This window comes from Prevotella fusca JCM 17724, from assembly GCF_001262015.1.
Lineage (GTDB): Bacteria > Bacteroidota > Bacteroidia > Bacteroidales > Bacteroidaceae > Prevotella > Prevotella fusca.
In genome coordinates, this window is record NZ_CP012074.1 from 1459152 (window position 1) to 1485417 (window position 26266).

Annotated in this window: 22 protein-coding genes; 10 read left to right on the forward strand and 12 right to left on the reverse strand. The window is 45.1% G+C overall.

Annotated features, from left to right (window positions below; translation table 11 throughout):
- Positions 1 to 19: 19 nt before the first annotated feature.
- A complete protein-coding gene (gene dapB, locus ADJ77_RS06010) occupies positions 20 to 775 on the reverse strand; it encodes a 4-hydroxy-tetrahydrodipicolinate reductase (RefSeq protein WP_025077707.1) in 756 nt (251 codons plus the stop codon).
- Between the two features lie 762 nt (positions 776 to 1537).
- Here dapB and ADJ77_RS06015 point away from each other — a divergent pair.
- The 7 genes from ADJ77_RS06015 to ADJ77_RS06045 all read left to right on the forward strand — a co-directional run bounded on the left by ADJ77_RS06015 (position 1538) and on the right by ADJ77_RS06045 (position 10643).
- On the forward strand, positions 1538 to 2848 hold the full coding sequence (locus ADJ77_RS06015) for a DUF2851 family protein (RefSeq protein WP_050696140.1): 1311 nt from the start codon (positions 1538 to 1540) through the stop codon (positions 2846 to 2848).
- 102 nt (positions 2849 to 2950) lie between these two features.
- Positions 2951 to 3358, forward strand: a complete 408-nt coding sequence (locus ADJ77_RS06020) for an acyl-CoA thioesterase (protein WP_025077706.1) — start codon at positions 2951 to 2953, stop codon at positions 3356 to 3358.
- Between the two features lie 54 nt (positions 3359 to 3412).
- Positions 3413 to 4531, forward strand: a complete 1119-nt coding sequence (gene dprA / locus ADJ77_RS06025; protein ID WP_050696141.1) for a DNA-processing protein DprA — start codon at positions 3413 to 3415, stop codon at positions 4529 to 4531.
- A gap of 331 nt (positions 4532 to 4862) precedes the next feature.
- Positions 4863 to 6011: a hypothetical protein gene (locus ADJ77_RS06030; RefSeq protein ID WP_025077705.1), complete on the forward strand. Its 1149-nt coding sequence runs from the start codon at positions 4863 to 4865 to the stop codon at positions 6009 to 6011.
- A 131-nt stretch (positions 6012 to 6142) separates the two neighbouring features.
- Entirely contained in the window at positions 6143 to 6532 is a 390-nt protein-coding gene (locus ADJ77_RS06035; protein WP_025077704.1) for a four helix bundle protein, read from the forward strand.
- A gap of 259 nt (positions 6533 to 6791) precedes the next feature.
- Positions 6792 to 8747 carry a DNA topoisomerase IV subunit B gene (locus ADJ77_RS06040; RefSeq protein WP_025077703.1) on the forward strand — a complete coding sequence of 652 codons (1956 nt, stop codon included), beginning with the start codon at positions 6792 to 6794 and terminating at the stop codon, positions 8745 to 8747.
- 327 nt (positions 8748 to 9074) lie between these two features.
- Positions 9075 to 10643, forward strand: a complete 1569-nt coding sequence (locus tag ADJ77_RS06045; RefSeq protein WP_025077702.1) for a S41 family peptidase — start codon at positions 9075 to 9077, stop codon at positions 10641 to 10643.
- 673 nt (positions 10644 to 11316) lie between these two features.
- Here the strand turns inward: ADJ77_RS06045 and ADJ77_RS06050 are convergent.
- From ADJ77_RS06050 to ADJ77_RS06060, 3 genes are read right to left on the reverse strand one after another with little or no spacing between them, the layout of a single operon-like run.
- Positions 11317 to 12411, reverse strand: a complete 1095-nt coding sequence (locus ADJ77_RS06050) for a helix-turn-helix domain-containing protein (RefSeq protein WP_025077701.1) — start codon at positions 12409 to 12411, stop codon at positions 11317 to 11319.
- Complete coding sequence (locus ADJ77_RS06055) at positions 12411 to 13529, reverse strand: helix-turn-helix domain-containing protein (protein ID WP_025077700.1); 1119 nt, start codon at positions 13527 to 13529, stop codon at positions 12411 to 12413. Before ADJ77_RS06055 ends, ADJ77_RS06050 begins: the two co-directional genes overlap by 1 nt.
- A 9-nt stretch (positions 13530 to 13538) precedes the next feature.
- The gene (locus ADJ77_RS06060; protein ID WP_234398042.1) at positions 13539 to 14534 is read right to left on the reverse strand and encodes a helix-turn-helix transcriptional regulator; all 996 of its coding nucleotides are present in this window, start codon (positions 14532 to 14534) and stop codon (positions 13539 to 13541) included.
- Positions 14535 to 15490: 956 nt separating this feature from the next.
- On the opposite strand from ADJ77_RS06060, the gene ADJ77_RS06065 reads away from it, so the two are divergent.
- Together ADJ77_RS06065 and ADJ77_RS06070 are read left to right on the forward strand one after the other, a co-directional pair.
- Positions 15491 to 19129: a hypothetical protein gene (locus ADJ77_RS06065; RefSeq protein WP_042740807.1), complete on the forward strand. Its 3639-nt coding sequence runs from the start codon at positions 15491 to 15493 to the stop codon at positions 19127 to 19129.
- Positions 19130 to 19142: 13 nt separating this feature from the next.
- On the forward strand, positions 19143 to 19334 hold the full coding sequence (locus ADJ77_RS06070; RefSeq protein ID WP_025077697.1) for a hypothetical protein: 192 nt from the start codon (positions 19143 to 19145) through the stop codon (positions 19332 to 19334).
- 656 nt (positions 19335 to 19990) lie between these two features.
- Here ADJ77_RS06070 and ybeY read toward each other — a convergent pair.
- The 8 genes from ybeY to ruvB form a co-directional block, all read right to left on the reverse strand.
- Entirely contained in the window at positions 19991 to 20422 is a 432-nt protein-coding gene (gene ybeY / locus ADJ77_RS06075) for an rRNA maturation RNase YbeY (RefSeq protein WP_050696142.1), read from the reverse strand.
- Positions 20423 to 20479: 57 nt separating this feature from the next.
- The gene (coaD, locus tag ADJ77_RS06080; RefSeq protein ID WP_025077696.1) at positions 20480 to 20926 is read right to left on the reverse strand and encodes a pantetheine-phosphate adenylyltransferase; all 447 of its coding nucleotides are present in this window, start codon (positions 20924 to 20926) and stop codon (positions 20480 to 20482) included.
- Between the two features lie 125 nt (positions 20927 to 21051).
- Positions 21052 to 21510: a DUF4252 domain-containing protein gene (locus ADJ77_RS06085; protein ID WP_025077695.1), complete on the reverse strand. Its 459-nt coding sequence runs from the start codon at positions 21508 to 21510 to the stop codon at positions 21052 to 21054.
- A 3-nt stretch (positions 21511 to 21513) separates the two neighbouring features.
- Positions 21514 to 21996, reverse strand: a complete 483-nt coding sequence (locus ADJ77_RS06090; protein ID WP_025077694.1) for an anti-sigma factor — start codon at positions 21994 to 21996, stop codon at positions 21514 to 21516.
- Positions 21983 to 22492 carry an RNA polymerase sigma factor gene (locus tag ADJ77_RS06095; protein WP_025077693.1) on the reverse strand — a complete coding sequence of 170 codons (510 nt, stop codon included), beginning with the start codon at positions 22490 to 22492 and terminating at the stop codon, positions 21983 to 21985. The genes ADJ77_RS06090 and ADJ77_RS06095 overlap by 14 nt, the downstream gene beginning before the upstream one ends.
- 72 nt (positions 22493 to 22564) lie before the next feature.
- A complete protein-coding gene (locus tag ADJ77_RS06100; RefSeq protein WP_025077692.1) occupies positions 22565 to 23056 on the reverse strand; it encodes a DUF4252 domain-containing protein in 492 nt (163 codons plus the stop codon).
- A 13-nt stretch (positions 23057 to 23069) separates the two neighbouring features.
- Positions 23070 to 23582, reverse strand: coding sequence for a DUF4252 domain-containing protein (locus ADJ77_RS06105; RefSeq protein ID WP_025077691.1), 513 nt, complete (start codon positions 23580 to 23582; stop codon positions 23070 to 23072).
- A gap of 465 nt (positions 23583 to 24047) precedes the next feature.
- Entirely contained in the window at positions 24048 to 25082 is a 1035-nt protein-coding gene (gene ruvB / locus ADJ77_RS06110) for a Holliday junction branch migration DNA helicase RuvB (RefSeq protein ID WP_050696143.1), read from the reverse strand.
- A gap of 259 nt (positions 25083 to 25341) precedes the next feature.
- Here ruvB and ADJ77_RS06115 point away from each other — a divergent pair, with 259 nt between their 5' ends.
- The gene (locus tag ADJ77_RS06115; protein WP_050696144.1) at positions 25342 to 26250 is read left to right on the forward strand and encodes a YitT family protein; all 909 of its coding nucleotides are present in this window, start codon (positions 25342 to 25344) and stop codon (positions 26248 to 26250) included.
- Positions 26251 to 26266 lie beyond the last annotated feature (16 nt).

Below are 26266 nucleotides of genomic sequence, written 5' to 3' on the forward strand. Positions count from 1 at the left end.
CAACACCCAACACCCAAGATTAAAACTTAAACAAATCGCTCGTTGTGAGCAGACCGCTGTGGTCTTTGGTGTATTCAGCTGCCAAGACAGCACCGAGGGCAAAGCCCTTACGGCTGTGAGCATCGTGAGTAATGGTAATCTTATCAGCCTCTGAGTCATAACTGATGCTGTGAATACCAGGCACTTCATCACGACGGATGGAAGCGATGGGCAACTCGTTTGGAGCCACCTCATTGCTGCCCGACTCCTTGCCATCAGCTGCATGCTGGAAGCCCTTTACCCACTTGTCCTTGCGGTCGAGGTCAGCAAGAATATCCTCGGCAAGCGTAATGGCAGTACCAGAGGGCGCATCGAGCTTATGGACATGGTGTACCTCCTCCATCTCAACGCTATACTGCGGAAAGCCATTCATTATCTTAGCCAGATAACGGTTGACAGCTGAGAAAATAGCAACGCCTATAGAGAAGTTACTTGCCCAGAACAAGGTCTGCCCTCCTTCTGTACACATCCGCTCAACATCGTCCTTATGTTCCTGCATCCAGCCTGTTGAGCCGCTGACAACCTTCACGTTATGCGCAAAGGCACGCTGGTAATTGCCGAAAGCAGCCGTAGGGTTCGTAAATTCAATGGCTACATCAGCCGATGCAAACGCCGGAGAATCAAAGTCCTCTATATTGTCAACATCAATAATACTAACGATTTCGTGACCACGCTCAAGGGCAATCTGCTCTATCATACGCCCCATCTTGCCATAGCCAATCAATGCTATTTTCATAATTAACTTGGATTAAAACTTTGCAAAGGTAGCTGATTTGCGCCATAAAACAAAATAAGTTCACGTATTTTATATTAAGGTGTATGCAAGTTGAAGATTCTGTTTACTCCCCTCCCCCACCCAGAGAGAGGAATGGCGGAGAGCTTTGTTTTGTCCTGTTTTTTCATCCCCTCGTTTTCAAACTACCCTTTCCTGCACCCGAATTAAGCCCAAACTGACGTCCAAGAGGGCGTTAATTGAAGCCTAACTAAGGCTTAATTGAAGCCCAATAAAGCACCTTTTCTTACACAACCTTGTAACACATTGAAATTCCGTTAGTTACATACACGAGAACAAAAGTAGTATTATATGTTTTTTAAAGATAGACAGCAAACAATCTTGTAAATATATTTCAGAGCCACAAACATGGCAAAACGTCGTTCATCCCTATTAGAGAAAAGACCGGGATATGACCGATACGATAAGCATACCGCTCTTTTATTTTGTCCCCAAAATCGGTCGTTGTTATCCAAATATAAACAGCAATTTACATCCTGACAACCGATTTGAGATTAGCCGGACACACTTATTCAATCAGCTGAACATCCATGTACAGACAGTCATATACGGCATATACAATTATTCCCAACACCTGTGAATATGGGCTTAGAGACCCACTTCGAGCGAAAGAAAAACAAAAAATATCACAAAAACACACAGAAAAGAACACTGATTCTTACTTTTTTTCGTATATTTGCGTTCTGTTAAAACCAAGAATCTGTTATGGAACAACTCATCCACTACGTATGGAAACATAAGCTGTTTCCACTGACGGGGCTCAAGACCACTGACGGACAGGAGGTGGAAGTTATTGACCCCGGACTACATAATCACAATGCAGGACCCGACTTCTTCAATGCAAAGGTGAAGATCGGAGGAACTATGTGGGTGGGCAATGTGGAGATACACGACCGTGCATCCGACTGGTTCCTGCACCGGCACGACCGTGACCCGAACTATAACAATGTTATACTGCACGTAGCAGAATCCATCGACGTTGATGTCAAGACGAGGCAGGGGAACTATCCGCCACAGATGCGGTTACAGGTTCCTGCTGCCATAAGGGAACATTACGAGGAACTGCTTACGACAGATGAGTATCCGGCTTGCTATCGCATCATCCCAGACCTCTCAAGACTGATGGTACACTCGTGGATGAGTGCCTTGCAAACTGAACGACTGGAACATAAGACAGAGGCAATAACCCAACGGGTGAAGGACTGTGGCGGCTCTTGGGAAGCTGCTTACTTCGTTACACTTGCCCGTAATTACGGCTTCGGTATCAATGGCGATGCTTTTGAAACGTGGGCAAAGCTGATCCCATTGCAGGACATAGCCCATCATCGGGACAATCTCCTGCAGATTGAAGCCTTCTTCCTGGGTCAGGCAGGACTGTTGGAAACGGCTTCCATACCCGAGCGGTATCAACAGAAAGCACAGAAAGACAGCTACTTCACACAGCTGGAAAGCGAATACAAGTATCTCGCACATAAGTTCGGACTGCAGCACATGGATGCCAGCCAATGGCGGTTTCTCCGCCTGCGTCCCCAGAACTTCCCGCATATTCGCATCGCACAGCTCGCCCGTCTTTACTATGAACAGAGGGCTGGACTGTCGCAACTGCTGGACTGCGGGACAGTAAAACAGGTGCGAGAACTGCTGAAGACACAGGTAACAACCTACTGGGAGACGCACTATGTCTTTGGTGAAGAGAGTGCAAAGAGTGAGAAACGACTGTCATCGTCATCGCTTAATCTACAGATTATCAACACAGTCATTCCCATTCTCTTCGCATACGGCAAGCATAAGAACTCCGAAAAGTACTGCGACCGTGCCTTTTCCTTCCTTGAAGCACTGAAAGCGGAGGATAATCACATCGTAAGGATGTGGAAGGAAGTGGGCTTACAGGTTGGAACAGCAGGCGACTCGCAGGCACTCATACAGCTGAAGAAAGCGTATTGCGACCGAAAAGACTGCCTGCGCTGCAGGATTGGATATGAGTATCTGAAGGGGAATCCCTCAGCCCAGTTATAGGGATTATCAGTTGACTGGGCTAATAAGACCCATTGGGCTAATCGGGCTAATAAGGCTTATTAAGCCAATAAGACCAACAAAACTTTTTAAACCAAATAGATTATGGAACAAAAGAAATACATCTTTGAGACAAGAATGGAGGTCCGCGACTACGAGTGTGACATCCAAGGTATTGTAAACAATGCTAACTATCTGCACTACACTGAGCACACACGCCACAGATTCCTGCGTTCATTAGGCGTCAGCTTTGCTGATTTGCACAACAAGGGGGTTGATGCAGTCGTAGCACGTATGCAACTCACCTATAAAGTACCGCTGACCTGCGATGACGAGATCATCTCACGTATGGGATTGAAGAAGCAGGGACTACGCTGGGTATTCAACCACGACCTCTTCCGTGCCAGCGACGAGCAGCTCTGCTTCCATGCTGACGTTGACCTTGTAACGCTCATCAATGGCAGACTGGGTAACAGCAAGGAATATGATGAGGCGTTCGCAGCAGTGCTGTAAAAAGCCGCCCATCACCGCCCAACACCCATCACCTAACACCCATCCCCCGACACCATGGAATCCCTAAACGCTATCCTGCTAACCCGCCTCACCCGCTTCCACCTCACTGAACTGGCTGAACTATACAGGCGGGCGGGGTCAGCAACTGCCGTCATTGAGCACAAAAGGGACATCAGGGAAATCCTCCCTGATGCCTCAAGACACCTCATGCAGGCTCTGAAGGACATTGACAACTTCAGAGACAGGGCTGAACAGGAACTGGAATATGACCAGAAACACAATATCCAGCTCCTCTGCATGAACGATGAACGCTATCCGCAACGCCTCAGGGAATGCCCGGATGCTCCTATCCTACTCTATTATCTCGGCAATGCCGACCTCAACTGCCGACACATCATCAACATTATCGGTACGCGGCACTGTACTACCTACGGGCAGGACATCATCCATTCCTTCGCCAGAGAACTCAAGACGCTCTGCCCCGATGTACTTATCTTCAGCGGACTGGCATACGGTGTAGACATCCATGCGCATCGGGCTGCCCTGCAGAACGGACTTGAAACCATCGGCGTACTGGCTCACGGACTCGACGACATCTATCCCCGTGGACACAGAGACACTGCCAGCCAGATGACAAAACAAGGTGGACTGCTGACCGAATACACCACACACACGCAACCCGTAGCCCGCAACTTCGTACAACGGAACCGCATCGTCGCCGGATGTTCAGATGCAACTATCCTCGTAGAATCGGCTTCCAAAGGTGGCGGACTCATCACCTGCAGCATTGCACGCAGTTACGGCCGGGAGGTTTTTGCCTTCCCCGGCTCTGTTCATTCGGATTATAGCGAGGGGTGCAACAACCTCATACGTGATAACGGGGCTTCACTCATCACCTCAGCTACCGACTTCGTGAAGGCAATGGGATGGGATGATGACATCAGACTGGAGCAGGCACAACAACGAGGAATCGAACGAAATCTTTTCCCTAATCTGTCATCCGAAGAGGAATCCATCGTCCGTGTCCTCTCCAAGAACAATGACCTGCAGATTAATCTCCTGTCCGTCCAAGCCAACATCCCCATCTCGCAGCTCACAGGAATACTCTTCACGCTGGAAATGAAAGGCGTAATAAAAGCGATGGCAGGCGGTTGCTACCATCTCTTGGCATAGTTTCCAGACACGGGACAAACGTACAAAGGAGCATGACCACGCCCTGCTTCACGCCCATGACAATCCCGTTCCTACGAATTATTTTCATGAAAAAAATATTTTTCTTCACGTAAATAAATATTTCTTTTCATGAAAATAAATTCTTCTCACCATGAAAATAAATTGCAGGAGACAATGAATTTGCAGAATTGACAGCCGTTTCCTGCTTGCATGATTGCCATTGCTACACTGACTGATAACCAATAAAGTGCATCCTAAATTTGTCAATCTGTCTTTTTTTTAGTACTTTTGCATGTTTAAGATAAGGAAAATAACGAATATAAAATAAAAAATGTCATCAGTTCAGATAAAGAGAGTTGAGACAAAGAAAGACTTAAAAGATTTCATTGAGTTTCATTATGATCTCTATGAGGGCAATCAGTATGATGCCCCAAACCTCTATAGCGACGAGTTGAATACGCTGTCAAGAGACAAGAATGCTGCTTTTGACTTCTGCGAAGCTGAGTATTACCTTGCCCTGAAAGAAGGAAAGGTGGTGGGGCGTGTGGCTGCCATCATCAATAACAGGGCAAACGAAAAATGGAAGAAGAAGGATGTTCGCTTCGGCTGGATAGACTTCATTGACGATGTTGAAGTGACAAGTGCTTTGTTAAAGGCTGTTGAAGACTACGGCAAGGAGAAGGGCATGACCTCTATCGTTGGTCCACTTGGTTTTACCGATATGGACCCAGAGGGAATGTTGACATGGGGTTTTGACCAGCTCGGCACTATGGCAACCATCTACAACTACGATTATTATCCACAGCACATGGAGAAAGTTGGTGGCTGGGAGAAGGATAATGACTATGTAGAGTATCGTCTTGATGTTCCGGAAACAGCTCCAGAGAAGTACACGAAGATTGCAGAGATGGTGGAGAAACGTTATAATCTCCATGCTCGTAAGCTGACCAAGAAGGAAATCTTCGAGGGTGGTTATGGGAAGAAGCTCTTTGACTTAATCAACGTTACTTATGCTCATCTGTATGGTTTTTCGGAGTTGACTGACCGCCAGATAGACCAGTATGTCAAGATGTACTTCCCACTTGCCGACCTTGACCTCATTACCGTTATCGAGGATGGCAATAAGGATAACCAGTTAGTTGGTCTTGCTATCACGATTCCATCATTGACACGTGCATTGCAGAAGTGTCGCCGTGGACGTCTTTTTCCATTCGGATGGTGGCATTTATTACGTGCAATAAAGTTCCATAAGACAGAGGTTGTAGACCTTCTTTTGATAGGTGTTCTTCCTGAATATCGTTCAAAGGGTGCGAATGCGCTTGTCTTTGCTGACCTCATTCCACGTTATGTGAAGTACGGCTTCAAGTGGGGCGAAACCCATGTGGAGATGGAAACCAATGAAAGTGTACAGAGCCAGTGGGGTCCATTAGACCCGATTATGCATAAGAAGCGTAGATGCTATAGAAAGCAGATTGGGTGATGGGTGTTGGTTGATGGGTGATGAATGTTAGGTGTTGAGTGATGATGGCAACCTCTTTCATGTGTTGCTTCTTTTTCAACACCTACACCTTAGGACCTTTAAAAAGGCATTTGAACATAAGGGACGTAGTAATGGAATTATTTTATTATAGGCGTTTAGATGTTTATAGGGATGCTAAGCAGTTGGCTGTCAACATCAATGAAGTCTTAAAATCATTTCCTAAAGAAGAAAGATACGCATTGACAAGTCAATTACAGCGTGCCTCTACATCAGTTATGTTTAATATTGCAGAAGGCTTTGGTCGCTATAGTAGTAAAGAAAGAACACATTTCCTTGATATAGCTAATGGTTCTTTAATGGAGGTTTCAAGCCAAATAGAATTAGCTGAAGCCTATCATTACATTTCTACTACACAGCGGGAGGAATTTGATAACCAAATCCTTTCTATCGTAAAGCAACTTGCAGGTTTAAGAAAAGCCTTGTTGCAGTCTCCTAACTCATCATCCCTCATCACTAAATAAACGCTTCATGATATCTTTCAATTAGTATCATCACACCCCGTCAACACCCAACATGTTAACAATTCATCACCACCCACCCCCAACATGTTAACAATTCATCACCACCCACCCCCAACATATTAACAATTCATCACCACCCACCATTCACCACCTACCACCCACCACATTAACAATTCATCAACACCCAACACTCAACACCTAACACCCAACATATTAACAATTCATTAACACCCAACATTCAACACCCAACACCCAACACATGGACAATTCATCAACACCCAACACCCAACACCCAACATCCGTATCTTACACCGACGATAATATCCGACACCTATCGGATATGGAGCATGTACGTACCCGTCCGGGTATGTATATTGGTCGTTTGGGTGATGGTAAGTTGCCAGAAGATGGTATTTATGTACTCCTGAAGGAGGTCATTGATAACTCTATTGACGAGTTTAAGATGAATGCCGGCGACCGCATCGAGATTGATGTGGAGGATAACCTGCGTGTTAGTGTGCGTGACTATGGTCGTGGTATTCCGCAAGGTAAGCTCGTTGAGGCTGTGTCAGTACTGAATACAGGTGGTAAGTATGACTCTAAGGCGTTCAAGAAGAGTGTCGGACTGAATGGTGTCGGTGTGAAAGCCGTTAATGCACTTAGCTCTCACTTCGAGGTGAAGAGCTTCCGTGACGGTAAGGTGCGTGAGCTTTCGTTTGAGAAAGGTAACATCCAGAGCGACAAAACGAAGAAGTCTGCGGACGAGAATGGCACTTACATATACTTTGAACCAGATGCAACTCTCTTCAAGAACTATAGCTTCCACGATGACATCGTGGAGGAGATGCTCCGTAACTACACCTATCTGAACACGGGATTGACGATTATGTACAATGGTCGTCGTATACTTAGTCGACATGGTTTGAAGGACCTTTTGACTGATAATATGACTGTTGACCCATTGTATCCGATTGTTCACATGAAGGGAGAGGATATTGAGATAGCTTTCACTCATACCAACCAATATGGCGAAGAGTACTACTCTTTTGTGAATGGTCAGCATACAACGCAGGGCGGTACGCATCAGACAGCCTTCAAAGAGCATATTGCCAAGACGATAAAAGAGTTCTTTGGCAAGTATGAGTATGGGGATATTCGTAACGGGTTGGTGGCTGCCATTGCTGTAAACGTTGAAGAACCAGTGTTTGAATCACAGACAAAGATTAAGTTAGGTTCTACACAGATGTCACCTGATGGTGAGTCTATCAACAAGTATGTGGGTGACTTCATCAAGACAAACGTCGATAACTACCTCCATATACACAAGGAAGACTTTACGGATATACTTGAGAATAAAATCAAGGAGACCGAACGCGAGCGTAAGGCGATGGCTGGTGTTACAAAGTTAGCACGTGAACGTGCGAAGAAAGCTAACCTGCATAACCGCAAGTTGCGTGACTGTCGTGTACACTATTGTGACGTAAAGAACAATCGAAAAGAGGAGAGTTCAATCTTTATTACAGAGGGTGATTCAGCCAGCGGAAGCATCACCAAGAGTCGTGATGTGAACACACAGGCTGTCTTCTCATTGCGTGGTAAACCGCTAAACTGCTTTGGCTTGACAAAGAAGGTGGTGTATGAGAATGAGGAGTTTAATCTCCTTCAAGCAGCACTCGATATAGAGGACGGACTTGATTCACTGCGTTATAACAAGGTGATTGTGGCAACGGATGCCGATGTTGACGGTATGCACATCCGTTTGCTCATTATAACCTTCTTCTTACAGTTCTTCCCAGAGCTGATAAAGAAAGGACACGTATATGTCCTTCAGACACCACTTTTCCGTGTTCGTAACCGTCGGACGAAGATGAAGAACAAGGAGGTAATAGCCGAAGCAGATGCTCGTCGTGCCAAGGGGGAGAAGAAGAACGATTTTATCACACGCTACTGCTACTCTGAGGAGGAGCGAATAGCTGCTATCAATGAGCTTGGTCCAGACCCGGAAATCACCCGATTCAAGGGACTTGGTGAGATTTCACCTGATGAATTTGCCCATTTCATCGGTCCAGATATGCGTTTGGAACAGGTTACCTTGCATAAGAATGACCAAGTAGCCAAACTCTTGGAGTATTATATGGGTAAGAACACGATGGAGCGTCAGAACTTCATTATTGACAATCTTGTGATTGAAGAGGATTTGCCAGAAGAGCAATGAAAGATGTAAAGGAGGTTCTCATAACAAGGATTTTACTATCATCAATTATCCTGAGAATCGTTGACAGGGACTTTCAAATCAGTCGACTGATTTTAAAAAACACTCGACTATTTCTTCAAATCAGTCGAGTGTTCTGTTAAAGGAGTATAGAGTTCTATCAGAATAATCAGTCTGTACGTTACGTAATAGTCACAAACACGATATTAAACAAGTAATATCAGTCAATAAATTCAACGAGATAGAAGGGCAAACGAAGGGACTCAAATGACAGTCTCATGCGTTGTCTTTCAAAGAAAACAGAGTTTCATTAAAATACAATATTAGTCTATGAAAAGGTATATATATCTTTCACTCCTTTGTTTCTTTAGCTTTTTACCATTGTCAGCACAGCTGAAGAACGACTCTCCCTTGCGTAAGTTGCAGTTAGCAGAGATGGCTATTACCAACTTCTATGTGGATTCTGTGAACGAACAGAAGTTGGCGGAGGATGCTATCAGGGGTATGCTTGAGAAGCTCGACCCACATTCTACCTACACCGATGCAAAAGAGACCAAGGCGATGAACGAACCGCTGCAGGGCGATTTTGAGGGTATTGGTGTGCAGTTCAATATGATTGAGGATACACTTGTCGTAATCCAGCCTGTTGTCAACGGACCGTCTCAGAAGGTGGGTATCCTTGCTGGCGACCGTATCATCAGTGTGAACGACTCTACTATCGCTGGTGTAAAGATGGCACGTATCGACATTATGAAACGGCTGCGTGGCAAGAAAGGCACGAAGGTGAAGTTGGGCATCGTGCGTCGTGGCGTGAAGGATGTACTGACTTTTATTGTTACACGTTCTAAGATACCTGTTCATACAATCAATGCTTCCTATATGATTCGTCCTAACGTGGGTTATATTCGCATAGAAAGCTTTGGAATGAAGACCCATGACGAGTTTATGACGGCTGTTGACTCATTGAAGAAGAAAGGAATGAAAACCCTACTCCTCGACCTGCAGGACAATGGTGGTGGCTATCTCCAGTCTGCCGTCCAGATTTCCAATGAGTTTCTTAAGAACAACGATATGATAGTCTACACAGAAGGACGTCGTTCTCGCCGCCAGAACTTCAAGGCTGTAGGCAATGGACGTTTGCAGGACGTGAAGGTCTATGTATTGGTGAACGAACTCTCAGCCTCGGCTGCAGAGATTGTTACTGGTGCTATTCAAGATAATGACCGTGGAACTGTTGTTGGCCGTAGAACCTTTGGTAAGGGACTTGTACAACGTCCACTCGACCTTCCTGATGGTAGTATGATTCGACTGACCATCGCCCATTACTACACACCAAGCGGTCGTTGTATTCAAAAGCCTTACAAGAAGGGTGACCTGAAGGACTACGAGATGGATATTGAAAAGCGCTTTAAGCACGGCGAGCTGACCAATCCTGACAGCATTCAGTTCTCTGATTCTTTGAAGTATTATACCATTCGTAAACATCGAGTTGTCTATGGTGGCGGTGGCATTATGCCTGATTACTTCGTTCCACTTGACACAGCAAAGTTCACCCGCTACCACCGTCTTCTTGCCGTCAAGAGCATCATCATCAATGCTTATCTGAAGTATGCCGATGCCAACCGTAAGGCATTGAAGACACAATACAAGTCGTTTGATGTATTCAATAAGGGTTATATGGTACCACAGTCATTACTCGATGAAATCGTGGCAGAGGGAAAGAAAGAGAAGATAGAACCGAAGGATGAAGCCGAACTGAAGGCTACACTGCCTCACATTGCTGTACAACTGAAGTCGCTTGTTGCCCGTGACCTCTGGGATATGAATGAATACTTCCGTATATGGAATGCACAGAGTGACATCGTCAACAAGGCTGTGGAACTTGCAACGGGCAAGTAACAAAACCGTAAAATCCTGACAACAGGGAACTGTATAGGCATACAGGGGCGCACGGTTCGTGTGTTCGCAGAGAAAGTATAAAGGCGGACAGACGAAGCATGCGCCCCAGCTTTGTTTCTGAAAGCATCGCTAAAGCCAAATCATGCGGTCATGAGACCACAATAGGCCTCATTACCCTTATTAATCATATTGTTGCCTGACATCTTTTATTTTCTTTTCGCCATCTTGTCCGTCTTTCTAACTTGAGGTAGTCCGCTACGCCTTCGTTACAAAGACAAAACAATCTGCTTGACTATAAAACAGTATCGCATGCTTAGAAATATATTTACATCATCCGGCATTGTCGATTCTAACTAACACGTACAAAAGAGGTTCTACGACCACGCTTGTAACCACCAGACAATCAAATTGTTATAGAACAGTGCAAGAAAAGGTGCTTAATAAGGCTTCAACTAAGCCTTAGTTAGCCTTCAATTAAGCACCTATCGAACGTTAATTAAGGCTTAATTGGGATGCTGTTAAGCATCAATACTTTTCCCACATAGTGATTTTTTATTACAAAAACACAGAAACCTCTTCTATTTCCAAGATTATCTTCTCGTTCATTCTCTATTGCATCGTGGACTTTATAATGACAACTTATATATAGTTCAAGTACGATTATCCCGATAGGTTACAGCTGCCCCTTATTCCTCCGTGAGCTTCTCCATTGCTGTGGCGTCATCCCTTCAAGGTCTGTAAACAGATGGGAAAAGTTACTTGTTGACGAGAAGCCACATGCCAAGGCAACAGCACTAATGCTCAACGAAGGGTTTTCATCAAGCATCCGTTTAGCCTCATCCAGGCGGAGTTGTGACAGCCAGTTGCCAAAAGGCATGTTCAGTTCCGTGTTGATGTATTGTGAGAGATAGGTACGGTTGGTATGCAGCTGGTGCGCCACATCATTAAGCGTCAGCTTACTCTTCGTATATCGCTTTTCATTTATCCACTGCCGGATGTCGTTTTCTATCTGCCTGTTCTTCTTTTGCAGCGTAGACAGGAAAGATGGCTGCTGCGTCAGTGTGTCCTTCTCAAAGTGCATCGCATAGTTGAGGATAGAAACAAAGAAGTAGCAGAAGAAGACTGCAAAAACCAGTAATAGCAGAATTGCAACTTTCTTGTCGACCAGAATGACGGCTATCCCCATCATTCCTGCTGCGATACCCCAGTACATCGAACGTTGTATCCACAGAACAAAAGCATTGGCTGAGGGCTGTTGGTCCTGCCCCTGTGCCCTTATGTATCTGTTGAGTGCCTTTCTGAGCACGAGGCAGAGCCTGCTTGTCTCAGCAACGAATATGATACCGACAACAGCTACTACTACCATGCGGACAGTTCTGTCGCCAAACCCTCCCCCCCACAAGGCAATAATACAGGCAATAGACGGGATGATGTTGCGCTCCACATGCTTTGAGTTGACGTTTTCTTCGCGTATAATGGATGCAAATGCCATGATAAAGAGGGACAGGCTGAGGTACAGGACGCCTAAATTGATGGCAATGGAATAGTAGGCTGACAGCTCTCTGAGGTGAAAGAACCAGTGGCAGAAGCAGAGAGCCGAGGTCAGCAACAGTCCTGTTACGATGGCATAACGTGCCTGCTGATAGCGTTTGTAGGCATGGTGGCGGGGAAAGGAAATGACAATCAGGCTCAATGCGAATATGCAGGAAATGATTGTCAGATAAAGCAAGATGTAGTTATAGATACTATCGAAAGACAGATGGTTCATTATGTTTCCTCCTTTCCGCTGGTTTGTCCGCTGGTTTTATATTGGTTTTGTCTGCGCCACTGCTTGGGAGAGAGTCCCTCATGTGCCTTGAAGTAATGGCTGAAAGCCGAGGCTGACGTGAATCCTGTTGCATCCGCCAGCTGTTCCATATTCATCTGTGTATTGGAAGCCAACAGCATCTTGGCATGTTTAAGGCGGATACTTCCTATCCATTCCATAAAAGACGTGTTCAGATAGGCGTTGAGGTAAAGTGAGAGATATGTGCGGTTGGTACCCAACTGTCGGGAAACATCGTTGATAGTGATGTTCTTTGTCAGCGCAGCGGGCGTTTCCTGCCATCGCTTGGTGCGCCGTTGCAGCTGCAGGATGGTACTTCTGTTGAGCCGTCCGTTCTCCTGTGGCAGTCCGATTGTCAATGCAACGAAGTCGGTATTGAGCATATAGTTGATGAATGACAGGAACATATAGATGGCAGAAAGGAAGCAGAGTGTCTTGTGAATGCCCACAAGCCAATGTGGGAAGAAAGGTATAAAGCAGCTCGTAAGACCTAAGGTAATGGTCAGTGTAACGGAACGTGAAAGCCAGGCAATGGACAGTCTGAAGTCATCGGCATAGAAGTTGTCGATTTTCTGTTGTGCCCGTCGGTAATAACTATAGAAGCGAAGTCCGAAAAGATAGATGGCAACAAAGAGCGCCATTGTCACCACTAAGCGGCTTACGAAACCGAACAATCCCCCCGCAATGGTTCCTGTATAGAGTAAAATCAGGCTCAGAACAGTAAGGACAGCATCACAGATTATGCGTCTGCGACTGATGTAATCAGGCTGGACTAACGGGATGTAAGTCATGGAAAGCAGAACTGCAGCGACAATATACAGGCTTAAAGCTATGATTTCAGTGTGTGGTACATTGTATATACCAGTCTCCTCCAGCCAGTAAAAGAAGGGTTCTAAGGAGAAAAACAAGAAGTTTGTACCGAGCAGATAGCGTGAACGGGTGTAGATGTAGTAAGCGGATTTCTCATGTTTTCGCAGCGCAAACAGGCACAGACCAAAGGTAACAAGTGTGGTCCATTCAATAAATAGCAGATTGCACAAGAAGTTTACAGGCTGATTCATTGCTTTGCGTTAGATGTTTGACTCTTCGTTCTTTGCCAACCTATCAGCCGCTCTCCATTGACTTACACGGCTGCTGAACCCTGAATGGCAGGCAATTTCATCCTGATTGGCTTCGGGATGCTCCTGTGCATAACGGGCTGCATAATCCAGACGCAGCCGGTTGATATAGTTGTAGAAGCCTCCGAACTCCTGTTTGAAAACCTTTGAGACGTAAGTACGACCGTAATCAGTCTGTGAGGCGACAGCTGCAAGCGTCAGATGAGGATTGAGAAAACCTTTCTTCTGTTCTATGATTTCAAGAATGTCTGCCTTAATCCTGTTTATACATTCACGGCTGAGGCTGTCTTTTTCTTCCTCTATGAGGCTGTCGGACAGCGGAACAAGGTTCTTTCTCTGGATATACATTGCTATCATACCGTCTAACTTCTGCATGGCATCTTTGCTGATATGTCCGGGATGGAGGACTGCAAGAAGCAGCCACAAATTCCATCCAGTGAGCAGAAAGTCGAAGCCCGCCCTCATCAGACGGCTGTCTGTAAAGATAATTATCCAGTAAGCAGATGTATAAGCCAAGGGCTGCCAGATGAGGTGAGAAGCAAGATGCACAGGAAACTCTTCCTCGTTGGAATAGTTGTCCTGGTTCTTTTCGTTTACCATCCGGTTAAGCCAGAATGTCAGGTATATGAGATAGGCAAATAAAAGAGCACCAAATACAATGCTGATGCTGGTTATCTGCAAACTCTGCTGTCCTGAAATCTCTCCAGGGATGACTGTCAGAACGAACTGCAGCAGGACAATAAGCATCGGAATGGATGCCATGAGCCTCAGCCAGTGTTGCTTGTGTTTATAGGCGGAGATGTCAAAGTATCTGTAAAGCAGCAGTATCCACGCCGTCGGGATGACAAGGATACCATAATTCTTTACCAGCACCCACGCTTCAGCATTCAAAGGATTGAATACATAAGGTAACATGAGGATGGAAAAAAGAAAGAAATAGAGGGACATTATCCTTGCTGGAAAGAAGCTGCAGGAATATTTCTGATAAGGATGGCACACGTGTCCCCATCTGATTACTGCGAAAAAGATGGATGAAAGGATGTAAGAAAAACAACCTAATGAATATAAGAGCGTATAATCCATGAACCTTAGTCAGGCGTTTGTTAAGTAGAGATGAACAATCTATATCTTGCCATTTTTTCTATTTATGGCTTGGCAAAATTAGAAAAAAAATAACAAAACAATGACTTCTTTTGCTTTGTTTCACTTTTAAAGCTGGAGTTTGTAGCTAATTAACACTATGCTGAAGATCTCTTTTCTATAAGCCGCCCTGCCTGAAGAAATGGTCAATATCACCATTTCATCCATTATTTCCCAATGTTGGTAATAATGTTTCCAGTGCTTTGTAAGGGGGCTACAAACACTTTGTAGTCATTCTACAAGCGTTTTGTAATCATTCTACAAACACTTTGTAATATGTCAACCTGACGTTAATAATCATGAAATAAAGCACAGGTGATATGTTTTTTCGCAGAAGATATGTTTGTCATATACAATCATCCTGTAATATTGATACCATGGGATATCTTCAAGTTCTCACCTGAAAATGCTCTGATATCTTAAAAACGCCTTCTCCTGTCAGTGCTTTGTACTTATTGTAACGCTGTTTTGTATCTTTTGCATGGCTCAATTTGGTTTTATTTGATTTCAAAGTAAATTGAATAAACGTAAAAACATGTACTTGAGTACATTACCCACCAGGGGGAGAAGATTGCTTGTAAATGTTTTTGGATATTTCAATATGAAACTATAATTTTGTGAAATCAAACGTAATTTGAAAAAATAAATTAACAACATATCAATTTGGAACAATATATCAATATGGGAAACTGTATGATATACCAGGTATTTGATATGTAAATGAGAGCAGTATACACAATTATAAACTTAAACCAAATTATTCTATGGAGAAATTATCCTCATTATTAAAACGAGGACGAAGGCTGGATGTGCTTCAGCGCCTGGCATTATTATTGATAATGCTTTCCTCTTTTGCAGTTTCCAAAGCACAGAATGTTACCATCAGTCCCAATTCGGGAAAGCTGGTCGCAGGATTTACCTATGACATCGAAATCGGATTCGAGCATGGCTGGAGTTCTCTGTGGCGTCATAACCAGTTACCACTGACCCTTACCGTTTCTGACAAGACCGACCTGGTAGAAGGTGGACAGCTGAAAGACCCTGCCGGAAACATCAGTCTGGATGCCAGTCAGGGTCAATATGTCGTAATGGGTGGAAAGACCGTTACGACCAGTATGAACATATCCCTTCCTAAAGGTTTTCGCTTTACAGGCTACCGCATCGTTCTGCTAAATAATATTAACAACAAAACTGTTAATACTATGAATATAGCAGGCATGAAGAAAATCATGTACGAAACAGATCGTAATTTCAATATCAATTCCCCAAAAGCTAAGACACAGACAATGGGATCGAGTAATGAAAATACGGAATATGTTATTGAGCGCACCAGCAATAATAATACCGACATGGGTAACAACCTTTACTTCTACTTCTGGAGGGAGAGGGATGAATTCTATGGAGCAACCATTAAGTCTTGTGAGCTTTACTTCACCGCTGAAGGACCTTTCCAGGCGGATGTAGCACCAGGCTCTCCTTCTATGATTATCAATGAGGGAGTGAACATGGTTGATGTTCCTTTCACTACAAGTAAACTGGACTTGGGGGCTATCAAGCCTAACGTGAAAAATGGTAAGACCTATTTCAGTTATGACTATCGGAATGTCAGGGAACTTATGGCAAGCAACATTCTCTATCAGGAAAGTGCTGTAACAAGTGAAAAGAAGCTGCCTGCAGTAGCCGGAGCTGGTGACATACAGGCACTTCGCAATGATGGAAACCTCTATTTTGCCGTAGGTAACAACACTTATTATATAGAGACCCCTACTTTAACTAAGTCACAGGATGGTACAGATATCCCACTTGGCTATCGAATTACAGGGGCTAAGGTTAAGTATCGCTATGGGTCATCTGCTGCTCAAAGCAATATCACCTATAACGACGGCTTCTATATTACCGTAGTAAAAGGTGGATGGAAGAAGAAGACATATTATCTCCAGACAGATGGAAAATGGAAGGAAAGCAAACGAGTAGCATGGAAGCTGACAGGTACAAACAGCGGTAAACTATATAGTGGAAACAATTACCTGTACATTCATGATACGGGTGGAAAGTATTATCTTTACTCTACAAACGATGCTGCAAAGGCTTCAAGTTTCGAGAAGATAGGAGATAATATAGCGAGTCTGATTAAAAACAGTACTTATTACCTCTATATGCCAGATAAAGATGACTTTGCCCAATTGAAAGTCAACAGCAGTTATGCTGCTAAGCTGACGACTGCAAGAGGAACTGCTGTTAACCCTACTTTCACGCCTTCACCTTATACACTGAAAGTTTATGCAGCAGACAAGAATGTTCCTTATCAGGAGATTAATGTAACAGAAGGGGTTGAAGGTACCATCGAAGTACCCAACTTGAACAATGATGCTGTCAAGTTCGAAGTGTCTGGACTGGCTTCTGATACAAAAGCACTCGTTACCTTTGAGCTGACACTTGAGGCTTTGGACCCGTTTGTAAACTCTATCGATATCATCTGCCATTCATTGAAGGCTGACGGTCCAACCTTGATGCAGCAGTTTACATCCAACGACTTCCAGGTTTCCGGTGGTAAGTTCCTCTTCTATGTACCGAAGGACTTTATGGGTGATCAGCAGAAGTGTAAGTTTACTTTCGAGAACCTGTACAGCAAGTATGGTGATGCCACCTATCCAAATGGTACGGACCAACGCCATGCACGCTATTACTTTGTCAAGTCCGACTACTACAACAGCTTCGGTGATGGAAAGCAGTACACGACTACGGGTAATGAAAATGCCAGCGACAAGATCAACACCAAGATGTGTGGTGACAAGCCTTTCAAGTACAGCAATATTGATGAGCTGAACAACAATAATACGGGTGCTACGCCGACGACATTGAAGGAGTACCCTTACTCTGAGGCACTTTATCAGTCACAGGGCGGAACCTTTACCGAGAATATCGAAATTGCCATCAATAATTCCAAAGAGTGTTATCTCTTCACAGGAGACGAGACACGCTGGAACGTGGCACCGACCACAGCAATGGAGCACCGTTACTATGCCTACTACCTGATGGACATCAAGCTCGTTGTCAAGGATTACAAGGCGAAGTGTGAGCTGACCAAGCTCTATGACAACACCTGTTACAACCTTGATGGAATCGATACTGACAAACCGATGTACGGCGGTAAGTTTATTGCACTTGATGCAGAAACAGGACAGAAGATACCTGCTGGCAACGCCTATCTGACTGTCCCGATGATGCATCAGGCACTCAAAAATGCTCTTTACGGAGGCAATGGAGAGCAGGGTGTCGGAGCTACCGGCAAGCAGGTTCTGTACCTTGACTATACTGACCTTTACTCTGTTCATATTCCTAACAAGGCAGAGATGAACGAAATGAAGGATAAACTGAACCCGAACTGTCTGCTTTACTTCCCGGAACGTTCCAGCTATAACGAGGACAACTACATCCAGAAGACAAAGAGTGGTGACTTCCGTGCCTGCAAGAACATTGTCATTACTGACCGTCAGCCGTTCTATGCACCGTACAAGATTACCGTTCCTAACGAGAACTATGCAACTTACAAGCGAGAGATAACCATCCCGAAGAATGGAAAGGTGGCTCATGCCTCCATTATTCTTCCGTTTACGCTTTCTCTTGTGAACGGTGTACACACCAATACAACTACAGATGGATGCTCGTTCAAGGTAACAAAAATGCGTCCGACCAACTGCCTGGTACTGGATAATTCAGAAGATACCTCAGCCCGGAACTACTATGGCTCGGCTAAATTCGACCTTGTAGAAGGCAACAATACAGAGGCCAATGTACCTTACATGGTTGAGGTTACCAATGCTCCTCAAGACGAAAAAATCTCTTTCATTGCTACGCAATATGGTTCAGACGTAATGGCAAGCACGGGGGCACTGGACAATCCTAAGTACACCTATAAGGGAGAAAATGCTACAGGAACGATAGCCGGGAGCAAGTATAACTTCACCAACTATGGCTCTTATTCCGGCGTGAAAGTGGATAGAAATGCATCTTCCGTGTTCTACTTCGCCCGAAACATGTTCCTCAGCTCCAAGAATCTCCTTCCGTCATACCAATATGTTTACGTTTATCCGTTCCGTGCTTACTACCTCTATAACAGAAGCAGTCAGGGAAGCAAGGAGATGATAGGCTTTGAGGTTGTTACGGACGATGCAGAGTGGGAGACTACCGGCATCACAGACCTCACCCTTGAGGCAGACCTTGCACTTCAGGCTGGCAAGGGATACATCACTGCAACGGCTAAGAAGTCTGTACACTTCGATATCTACAATACAAACGGCATGAAGGTTGAAGCCGTAACGCTCAATGCCGGCGAAAGCAGAATGATGCTGCTGCCGGCAGGACTCTATATTGTTAATGGCAAGAAGATTATCGTAAACTAAAAAATCAAAAGTCATGAAAAGAACATATATTCCGCCCAAGGCTTGGGAAGTCTTGGTAACGCCTGAACTTCTCATTATAGCAGGTAGTGGCAGTGACTACGACCATGCTGACAGTAAAGAGAATCCTCCTATGTATGACGAGTATGAGGACGACACATACTTCAATCCGCCTTGGAAAAAGGCAGAAGGCGTTTGGGACGAATGATGAACCAAGGGCAGTTATGAAGAGTATTATCTTCTTCTCTACTGCAAAAGGACATCTTTGTCGACTCATTCTCACGAAAGCAGATAATTGCTTTCGTGAGAAATAAAGAAAAGAGATGTGCGGAACAATGATACCCTCGTATCAAAGTTCCGCACATTAATATATGTTCAGGTACTCTTGCCCCCAGTCGTCCAGTGCATACCGCAAGGTGGTTAGTACTCAACACCATTGGTGCTTACCTACAACACCATACGTGATGGGCAACAACACATCAGCTGTAGATGGTAAGTGAGGTTTATCATGGTCATTATAATTAATATAGTTAGGCACTAATGCCTAACCTACATGGGAATAGTTTTATCAGACACCAACAACTTTTCATGTATTCATGGCAACATGATAATCAATAGATTACAATCCCATCCATAAAAAACAGTGCCTGACTGGAAATCAATCAAGCACCTATAGGACATCCATAAATTATAATCTATTTGGAAAACGGTGCTTAATCGAACCTCTATCAAGCACTACTCAACCTTAAATCAATCACCATTTCAACGACAATCAGTGCTTGATAGGAATGCTACTAATCATCAACAGCTTTTCTATGACGCAACGATTTCGGCATAACCATACCGAAACCTGTAGGCCGTTGATTATGAACGGCTACTCATTTCCTTGAGCAAGGCAAGTGCCTTATTCTCGTTCTCTTCCATAATCTCACGCTCACCGGGACCTTTGTCATTGATACCACAGAGGTGGAGGATACCATGAATGATGACACGATTCAGTTCGTCCTCGTATACCTTATTGAAAAACTCGGCATTGGTACGGACTGTATCGAGCGAAATAACAAGGTCGCCATTGAGCACATCACCCTCATCATAATCAAAGGTGATGATGTCCGTGTAGTAGTCATGCCCCAGATATTCGTTGTTTACTTCAAGGATTTTCTCGTCATCAACGAACATGTAGCCGATTTCCCCGACCTTCCTGCCGTGTGTGGCAGCAACAGCTTTAATCCAGCGGGAAGTATCACGTTTCCTGATTTTTGGCATCTTTACGCCTTCAGCACTGTATGTTATCATTTGTTTCTGTTTTATCAATTAGCCTTATGGGCTTATAATCCTTTATCAGCCTGTGAGTCAATATCCCTTTGGAAGGAACTCCGTTACGTTTCTTCCGAAGTGTTTCAGTTCTCTCACAACGCTGGAACTGATGCTTTCCAGTTGTGGCTCGGCATAGAATAGGATGGTCTCTACACCACTCAGACGTCGGTTTATGTCGGCTTGTTCCCGCTCATACTCAAAGTCTTTCACGCTGCGCACACCTTTAATGATGTATTCAGCCCCCTCACGACGGGCGAAGTCTGTGGTCAGGTCGCTGTATGCTTTCACCACTATCTTCGGTTCATCGGCATAGAGTTTTGCTATACGCCCCGTCCGCTCCTCCGTATCAAGCATATACTTCTTGCGCTCATTGACACCCACACCGATGACAATCCTTTCAAAGAGAGGCAAGGCACGGCATACAATGGAGTCATGCCCGATCGTAAACGGATCAAAACTCCCGACGAATATACCTGTTTTCATATCCTTATTTTCTGCAAAAATAATGCAAACGAGCACACAGTAAAGCTCACTTTGACTTTGCCGGGTGCAGCTTATCCTGTGCAAATATAGTTTATTTCCGTTATATAACCAAGAAAGCCAGGGGATTATTTCCCACCGGCTATCCCCCGAATATCCTGCAACGTCACATTACCAAGCAGATTGATGATGGTTATCTCGTCGCGTTGTACGGTAAGCAGGGCAAATTCATTCTTACCATTGGCATGGTGCCGTTCGTAGATAGTGGTATGCTCACCACTTTCATTAACCTGCATGACAACCGAAAACTTCTGCTGGCGGAATATGTTCTGGGCAGTCTTCTTGATGGAAGGGACCAGAGAGGGACGTTCACAGGACAGTATCTGCAGGTAGTCAAGGCGTCTGGCAATCCTGCTTATGTCCTTGTTACCAGCCTTAACGCTGCCCATCATGCGCATCATATTGCGTGAGATGTAGACAGTAGAGACACCATCCGTATCACTATACTTATCGAATAGTGCCCTTTGAGCGAATGCACTCATACAGGCAATCAATGCCATGCAAAGCGTTAAAATCAATCTCTTCATAATCTAATCTCCTGTCTTGTTAGTGATGTTCTCCGCAGCTTCAATCCCTTTATTGATTGATTCAGAGAACTTCATCAGTGCCCGTGAGGTTTCAGCATAGGCGTCCTTTGTGTCCGTATAGGTATCCTGTTCGGTCTGTCCGGCTCTGTTCTCGCTTTGATAGACGATAGCACCGGCAGCGAAAAGAAGCAGCAGGCTGGCTGCAATGCCTACTACCCAGCGCAGGTTACTGTGCCTTACTGTGCGACGAGCGGTTATCTCTACGGTATTCCACTGGTTTATCTGTCGGCTCAGCCGTGCTTCCAAGCCCTCCGGAACAGGACAATCCTCGGACTGAAGAGCCATGAAGATGGCACTCTCTTCCTCCAAAGCAGCATCAACATCGCCACTATTGAAATAGGAACGCAGTATGTTCTCCTCTTCCTCGGTGGTCTGTCCGTCGTAGTATCGGACAAGCAGACGCTTTATTTCTTCAGTCTTTGCCATGTTGTATTGTCTTTATCTGTTCTCTTATTTTCTTTCGTGCACGGCTCAGAATACTCCTCACATTCACTTCCGTGAGCCCAGTCTCCGTACTGATTTCCTCAAAGGAACGGTCTTCAATGTCGCGCATCACCATTATCCTTCCCTGTGGTTCAGGCAGGCGGGCTATCATCTGCCTAATCTGCACGTATTCATCATTGTCTTCCACCTGCCTGCTGAGGTTCTGTGAGGAAACGACCTGCAGACTTCCAACGTCCTTGTCAACCTCGGGCAGGCGGGCTGTCCTCATCCTGTCATAGAACAGCCGCCTCAGAACTGTTATGCTGTAAGCCTCGGGGTTGCCAACCCCTTCTATCTTATCACGCTGCATCCAGAGCTTCAAGAAGGTTTCCTGCACCAAGTCTTCGGCAGCCTGCACATTACCTATAAGCCTGTATGCCACCGAAAAAAGTTTCCGATGACAGGGCAGGAACAGTTGTTTGAATTCGGTTGCTTGCATGGGCTGATGTGCAGTGTAGGAATTAACAGGCGATGGTGTGTGATGACGGATAGCGACAGGTCGAAACGTATCTTATGGCTTTTTCAAACAGTTCTTCTTCGTGTTCCGTTTTACTACCGTGTCCACATCATCTGGTTTTATCTTACCTTTAATTTGCATGATGGCACCCTCGTTATTGCCGGCAGAGAGGATGAGCAGTTCACGGATGTAGCCTTTCTTCTCCTTTATATAGATATAACTGGTTTCATCTCCCTCCTTACAGAAGATAACAGGCGTATATCCTGCAGGCTGGAAGGTCTGGAGCGTCTTCTGAAAGTTCTTTCTAACAGCAGGACTGCAGCTCTCCATGTCAAGAGCCCGGACGGAAGAGACAGCCTTCAACGCCCTGCCTTCGTCCTGCCCTTCCTTCGCAAGCATCTTGACCATTGACATTACGAAACGTGGGATATGCACATACTCTACGTTCTTCTCGTTCCTGTACTGTCTGAACAACGCCTCAACGCTCTGTGAGGAAGTTCCCAGCACACTGAGAGCGAAGACAAACAAAATAAGAACCCGTTTCATACCTCACTTTGCTTTATTTGGTCTGCGAATCCACGATGGCATCAAGGTCGGAAGGATTGATGTGTCCATCGATTCTGATGAGTGAACAGTCTTCCTTGTCCATGGCAAAGATGACAATGCTTTGGATTTCCTTCTCATTGCTCTTGACGAGTATTCTGACCTTTTCACCATCCTCATTCGTCTTTACCATAGGCTCATATCCCTTCACCTCCAGACCTCCGATTCGCTTGTATAAGTTGTCTTTTGCCTTCTTATCGGTATTCTCAAATGCCAGAATCTGCAAGGCATCAATCTGGTCGGCAAGGGCACTTGCTGTCTTATCATTGGACGATTTCAGTCCCATCTTGATGAACGACTTGGGCAGATTGATATAAGTAACGTTCTTTTCACTCTTGAGCTGCTTGAAAATCTCCTCAACACCATCATTCTTAGGCACGCTGGTTACGAGTGACGGTTTAGCCTGTACAGTGCAGCCTGAGAGGAGAACAGCTGCTGCGAAAGCAATAGTAAAGATTGTTGTTTTCATTGTCTTGATGTTTAAAAGATTCATGATTCTGTTTCGTTTACATTAATATAGACGGAAGAACTGGGAGTTTTGTGACAAAGGATGGTATTTTTTTTCTGATAATAATCGTTTCAAGAGGGACATCTGACTGTGAGAAGCGAGGACAGACAGCCGTAATTCAAGCGGCAACCGACAAGGTATGGAGGCGCATCCAGTATGCTTTTTCATACAGAAAAGCTGCCTGCTGCGAATTATTTTCATGAAAAGAAATATTTATTATCGTGAAAAGAAATATTTATTTTCATGAAGAAAATTATTTCTTTTCATGAAAAGAATTTGATACTGTTCATTTTCATAGGCGGAAAGGATTATGTTTGATAAGGATATTAACGCCAGACATCCGCTGTATTGACGTCAGTTCAGGGTCATATAATGCAAAAACTCCATTGCATAAGCTCGCCATGAAACCTGCGCAATGGAGTTCTTTTAGTCGAATAGTCCCGGCTGGAGGGGATTTTCCTGATATGAGTTTCGCCCGAGATGGTTGTAGGCAAGCTGCGTTGCCACACGTCCACGAGGTGTCCGCTTGATGAACCCCTCCATAATGAGGAAAGGCTCATAAACCTCTTCAACCGTACCGGAGTCCTCACCGATGGCTGTTGCAATGGTCGAGACACCTACCGGACCGCCACGGAACTTGTCGATGATAGTGAGAAGAATCTTGTTGTCAATCTCGTCCAGACCATACTTGTCAATGTTCAGTGACTGCAGTGACATCGTAGCAATTTCGGGCGTGATAGTACCGTTACCCTTCACCTGTGCGAAGTCGCGCACACGGCGTAACAGAGAGTTACAGATACGTGGCGTGCCACGTGAACGGCGTGCTATTTCATTTGCAGCCTCGTCCACGATGGGCACTCTCAGCAGTTGTGCCGACCGCTTGATAATGCGTTGCAATGTTTCCGGGTCATAGTATTCCAAGTGCAGATTGATACCGAAACGGGCACGGAGCGGGGCAGTGAGCAGTCCGCTTCGTGTCGTTGCACCAACGAGGGTGAAGGGGTTGAGGTCTATCTGGATAGACCGTGCCGATGGTCCCTTATCAATCATAATATCAATACGATAGTCCTCCATCGCAGAGTAAAGATACTCCTCCACGACAGGAGAAAGGCGGTGTATCTCGTCAATAAACAAGACATCATTAGGCTCTAAGGACGTGAGGATACCCGCAAGGTCGCCCGGCTTGTCGAGCACAGGACCAGAGGTAATCTTGAAACCTACGCCCAGCTCGTTGGCAATGATGTTGCTCAATGTCGTCTTACCCAGTCCCGGAGGACCGTGCAGGAGGGTATGGTCGAGCGGTTCGCCACGGAACTTGGCGGCTTCAACAAAGACACTGAGGTTCTCGACAACCTTCTGCTGTCCGCTGAAATCATCAAACTTCAGCGGGCGCAGGGCGTTCTCAAAATCCTTCTCGACCGAGTTCAGCCTTTCTTCATGTATATCAAAATCTTCTGACATGCTGCTAATTTTCTGCAAAAAATGCAAGTGGGAGAGGCTGTTTAAAAGTCGTGAAGCATGGCTTTTATGTCCGCCAATGGCAGTCTTTTGCGGATGTACAAGCCGCCCTTTCCTACGAATTGACACCCATTGCCATTCTTCTGCAGCCTCGGAGTAGATATTATTTTCTGCAAAGGTACTCTATTTTTTCTGTGCAAGTGCTTTGTTTCAGAAAATTTATTTAAATTTGCAGGGTCATTTCACTTATATCCTTAAACGTATGATTAACAAGAAAGTTCTTTATCGGGAGATATTAGACTATGTGATGATAGCCGTAGGTATGCTTTCCTATGCTATCGGATGGATGATCTTTCTCCTTCCCAACCACATTGGTAACGGTGGAGTAGCCGGTCTGGCTTCAATCCTGAAGTGGGGACAGAACATTGAAGTGAGTAACACCTACTTTGTTTTGAACGCCATTCTGCTGGCTGTAGCCTTGAAAGTCCTGGGCCTGAAGTTCTGCATCAGAACCATCTATGGTGTCTTGATGCTGACAGCCATGACGAAGATTTTAGGTTATTTCGTGCCTAATCCGGACCTCTTACACGATGAGCCTTTTATGGCAGCCATCATCGGAGCATCGTTCTGTGGTGTGGGTCTGGCTTTCGGTCTGTCCTACAATGGCAGTTCGGGTGGTTCGGACATCGTTGCAGCCATCGTCAACAAGTACCGTGACATCTCCCTCGGACGTGTTATCCTGTTGGTTGACATGACCATCGTGACAGGCAGTTATCTTGTTCTTCATAACTGGGAGCAGGTTATCTACGGTTATGTTAACCTTATTATCACCTCGTTTGTGCTCGACCAAGTCATCAGTTCCAGCCGCCGTTCGGTGCAGTTCCTCATCATTTCCGAACGTTATAAGGAAATCTGTGACATGATTTCAAAGGACCAGCCACACCGCACCAGTACCATCATCGACGCAAAGGGTTACTATACGGGACATGACATAAAGGTTGTCATCGTCGTGACCCGCCAGCGTGAGGCATCTTACGTCTATCGCATGATTGATGACATTGACCCAGATGCTTTCGTAACACAGAGTCGGGTAATGGGCGTATTCGGTAAGGGATTCGACAAGTTTAAGGTGAAGAAGAAGACATCACAGAAGAACCAGCAGAAGGTGTAATAACCTTACGTTGGTC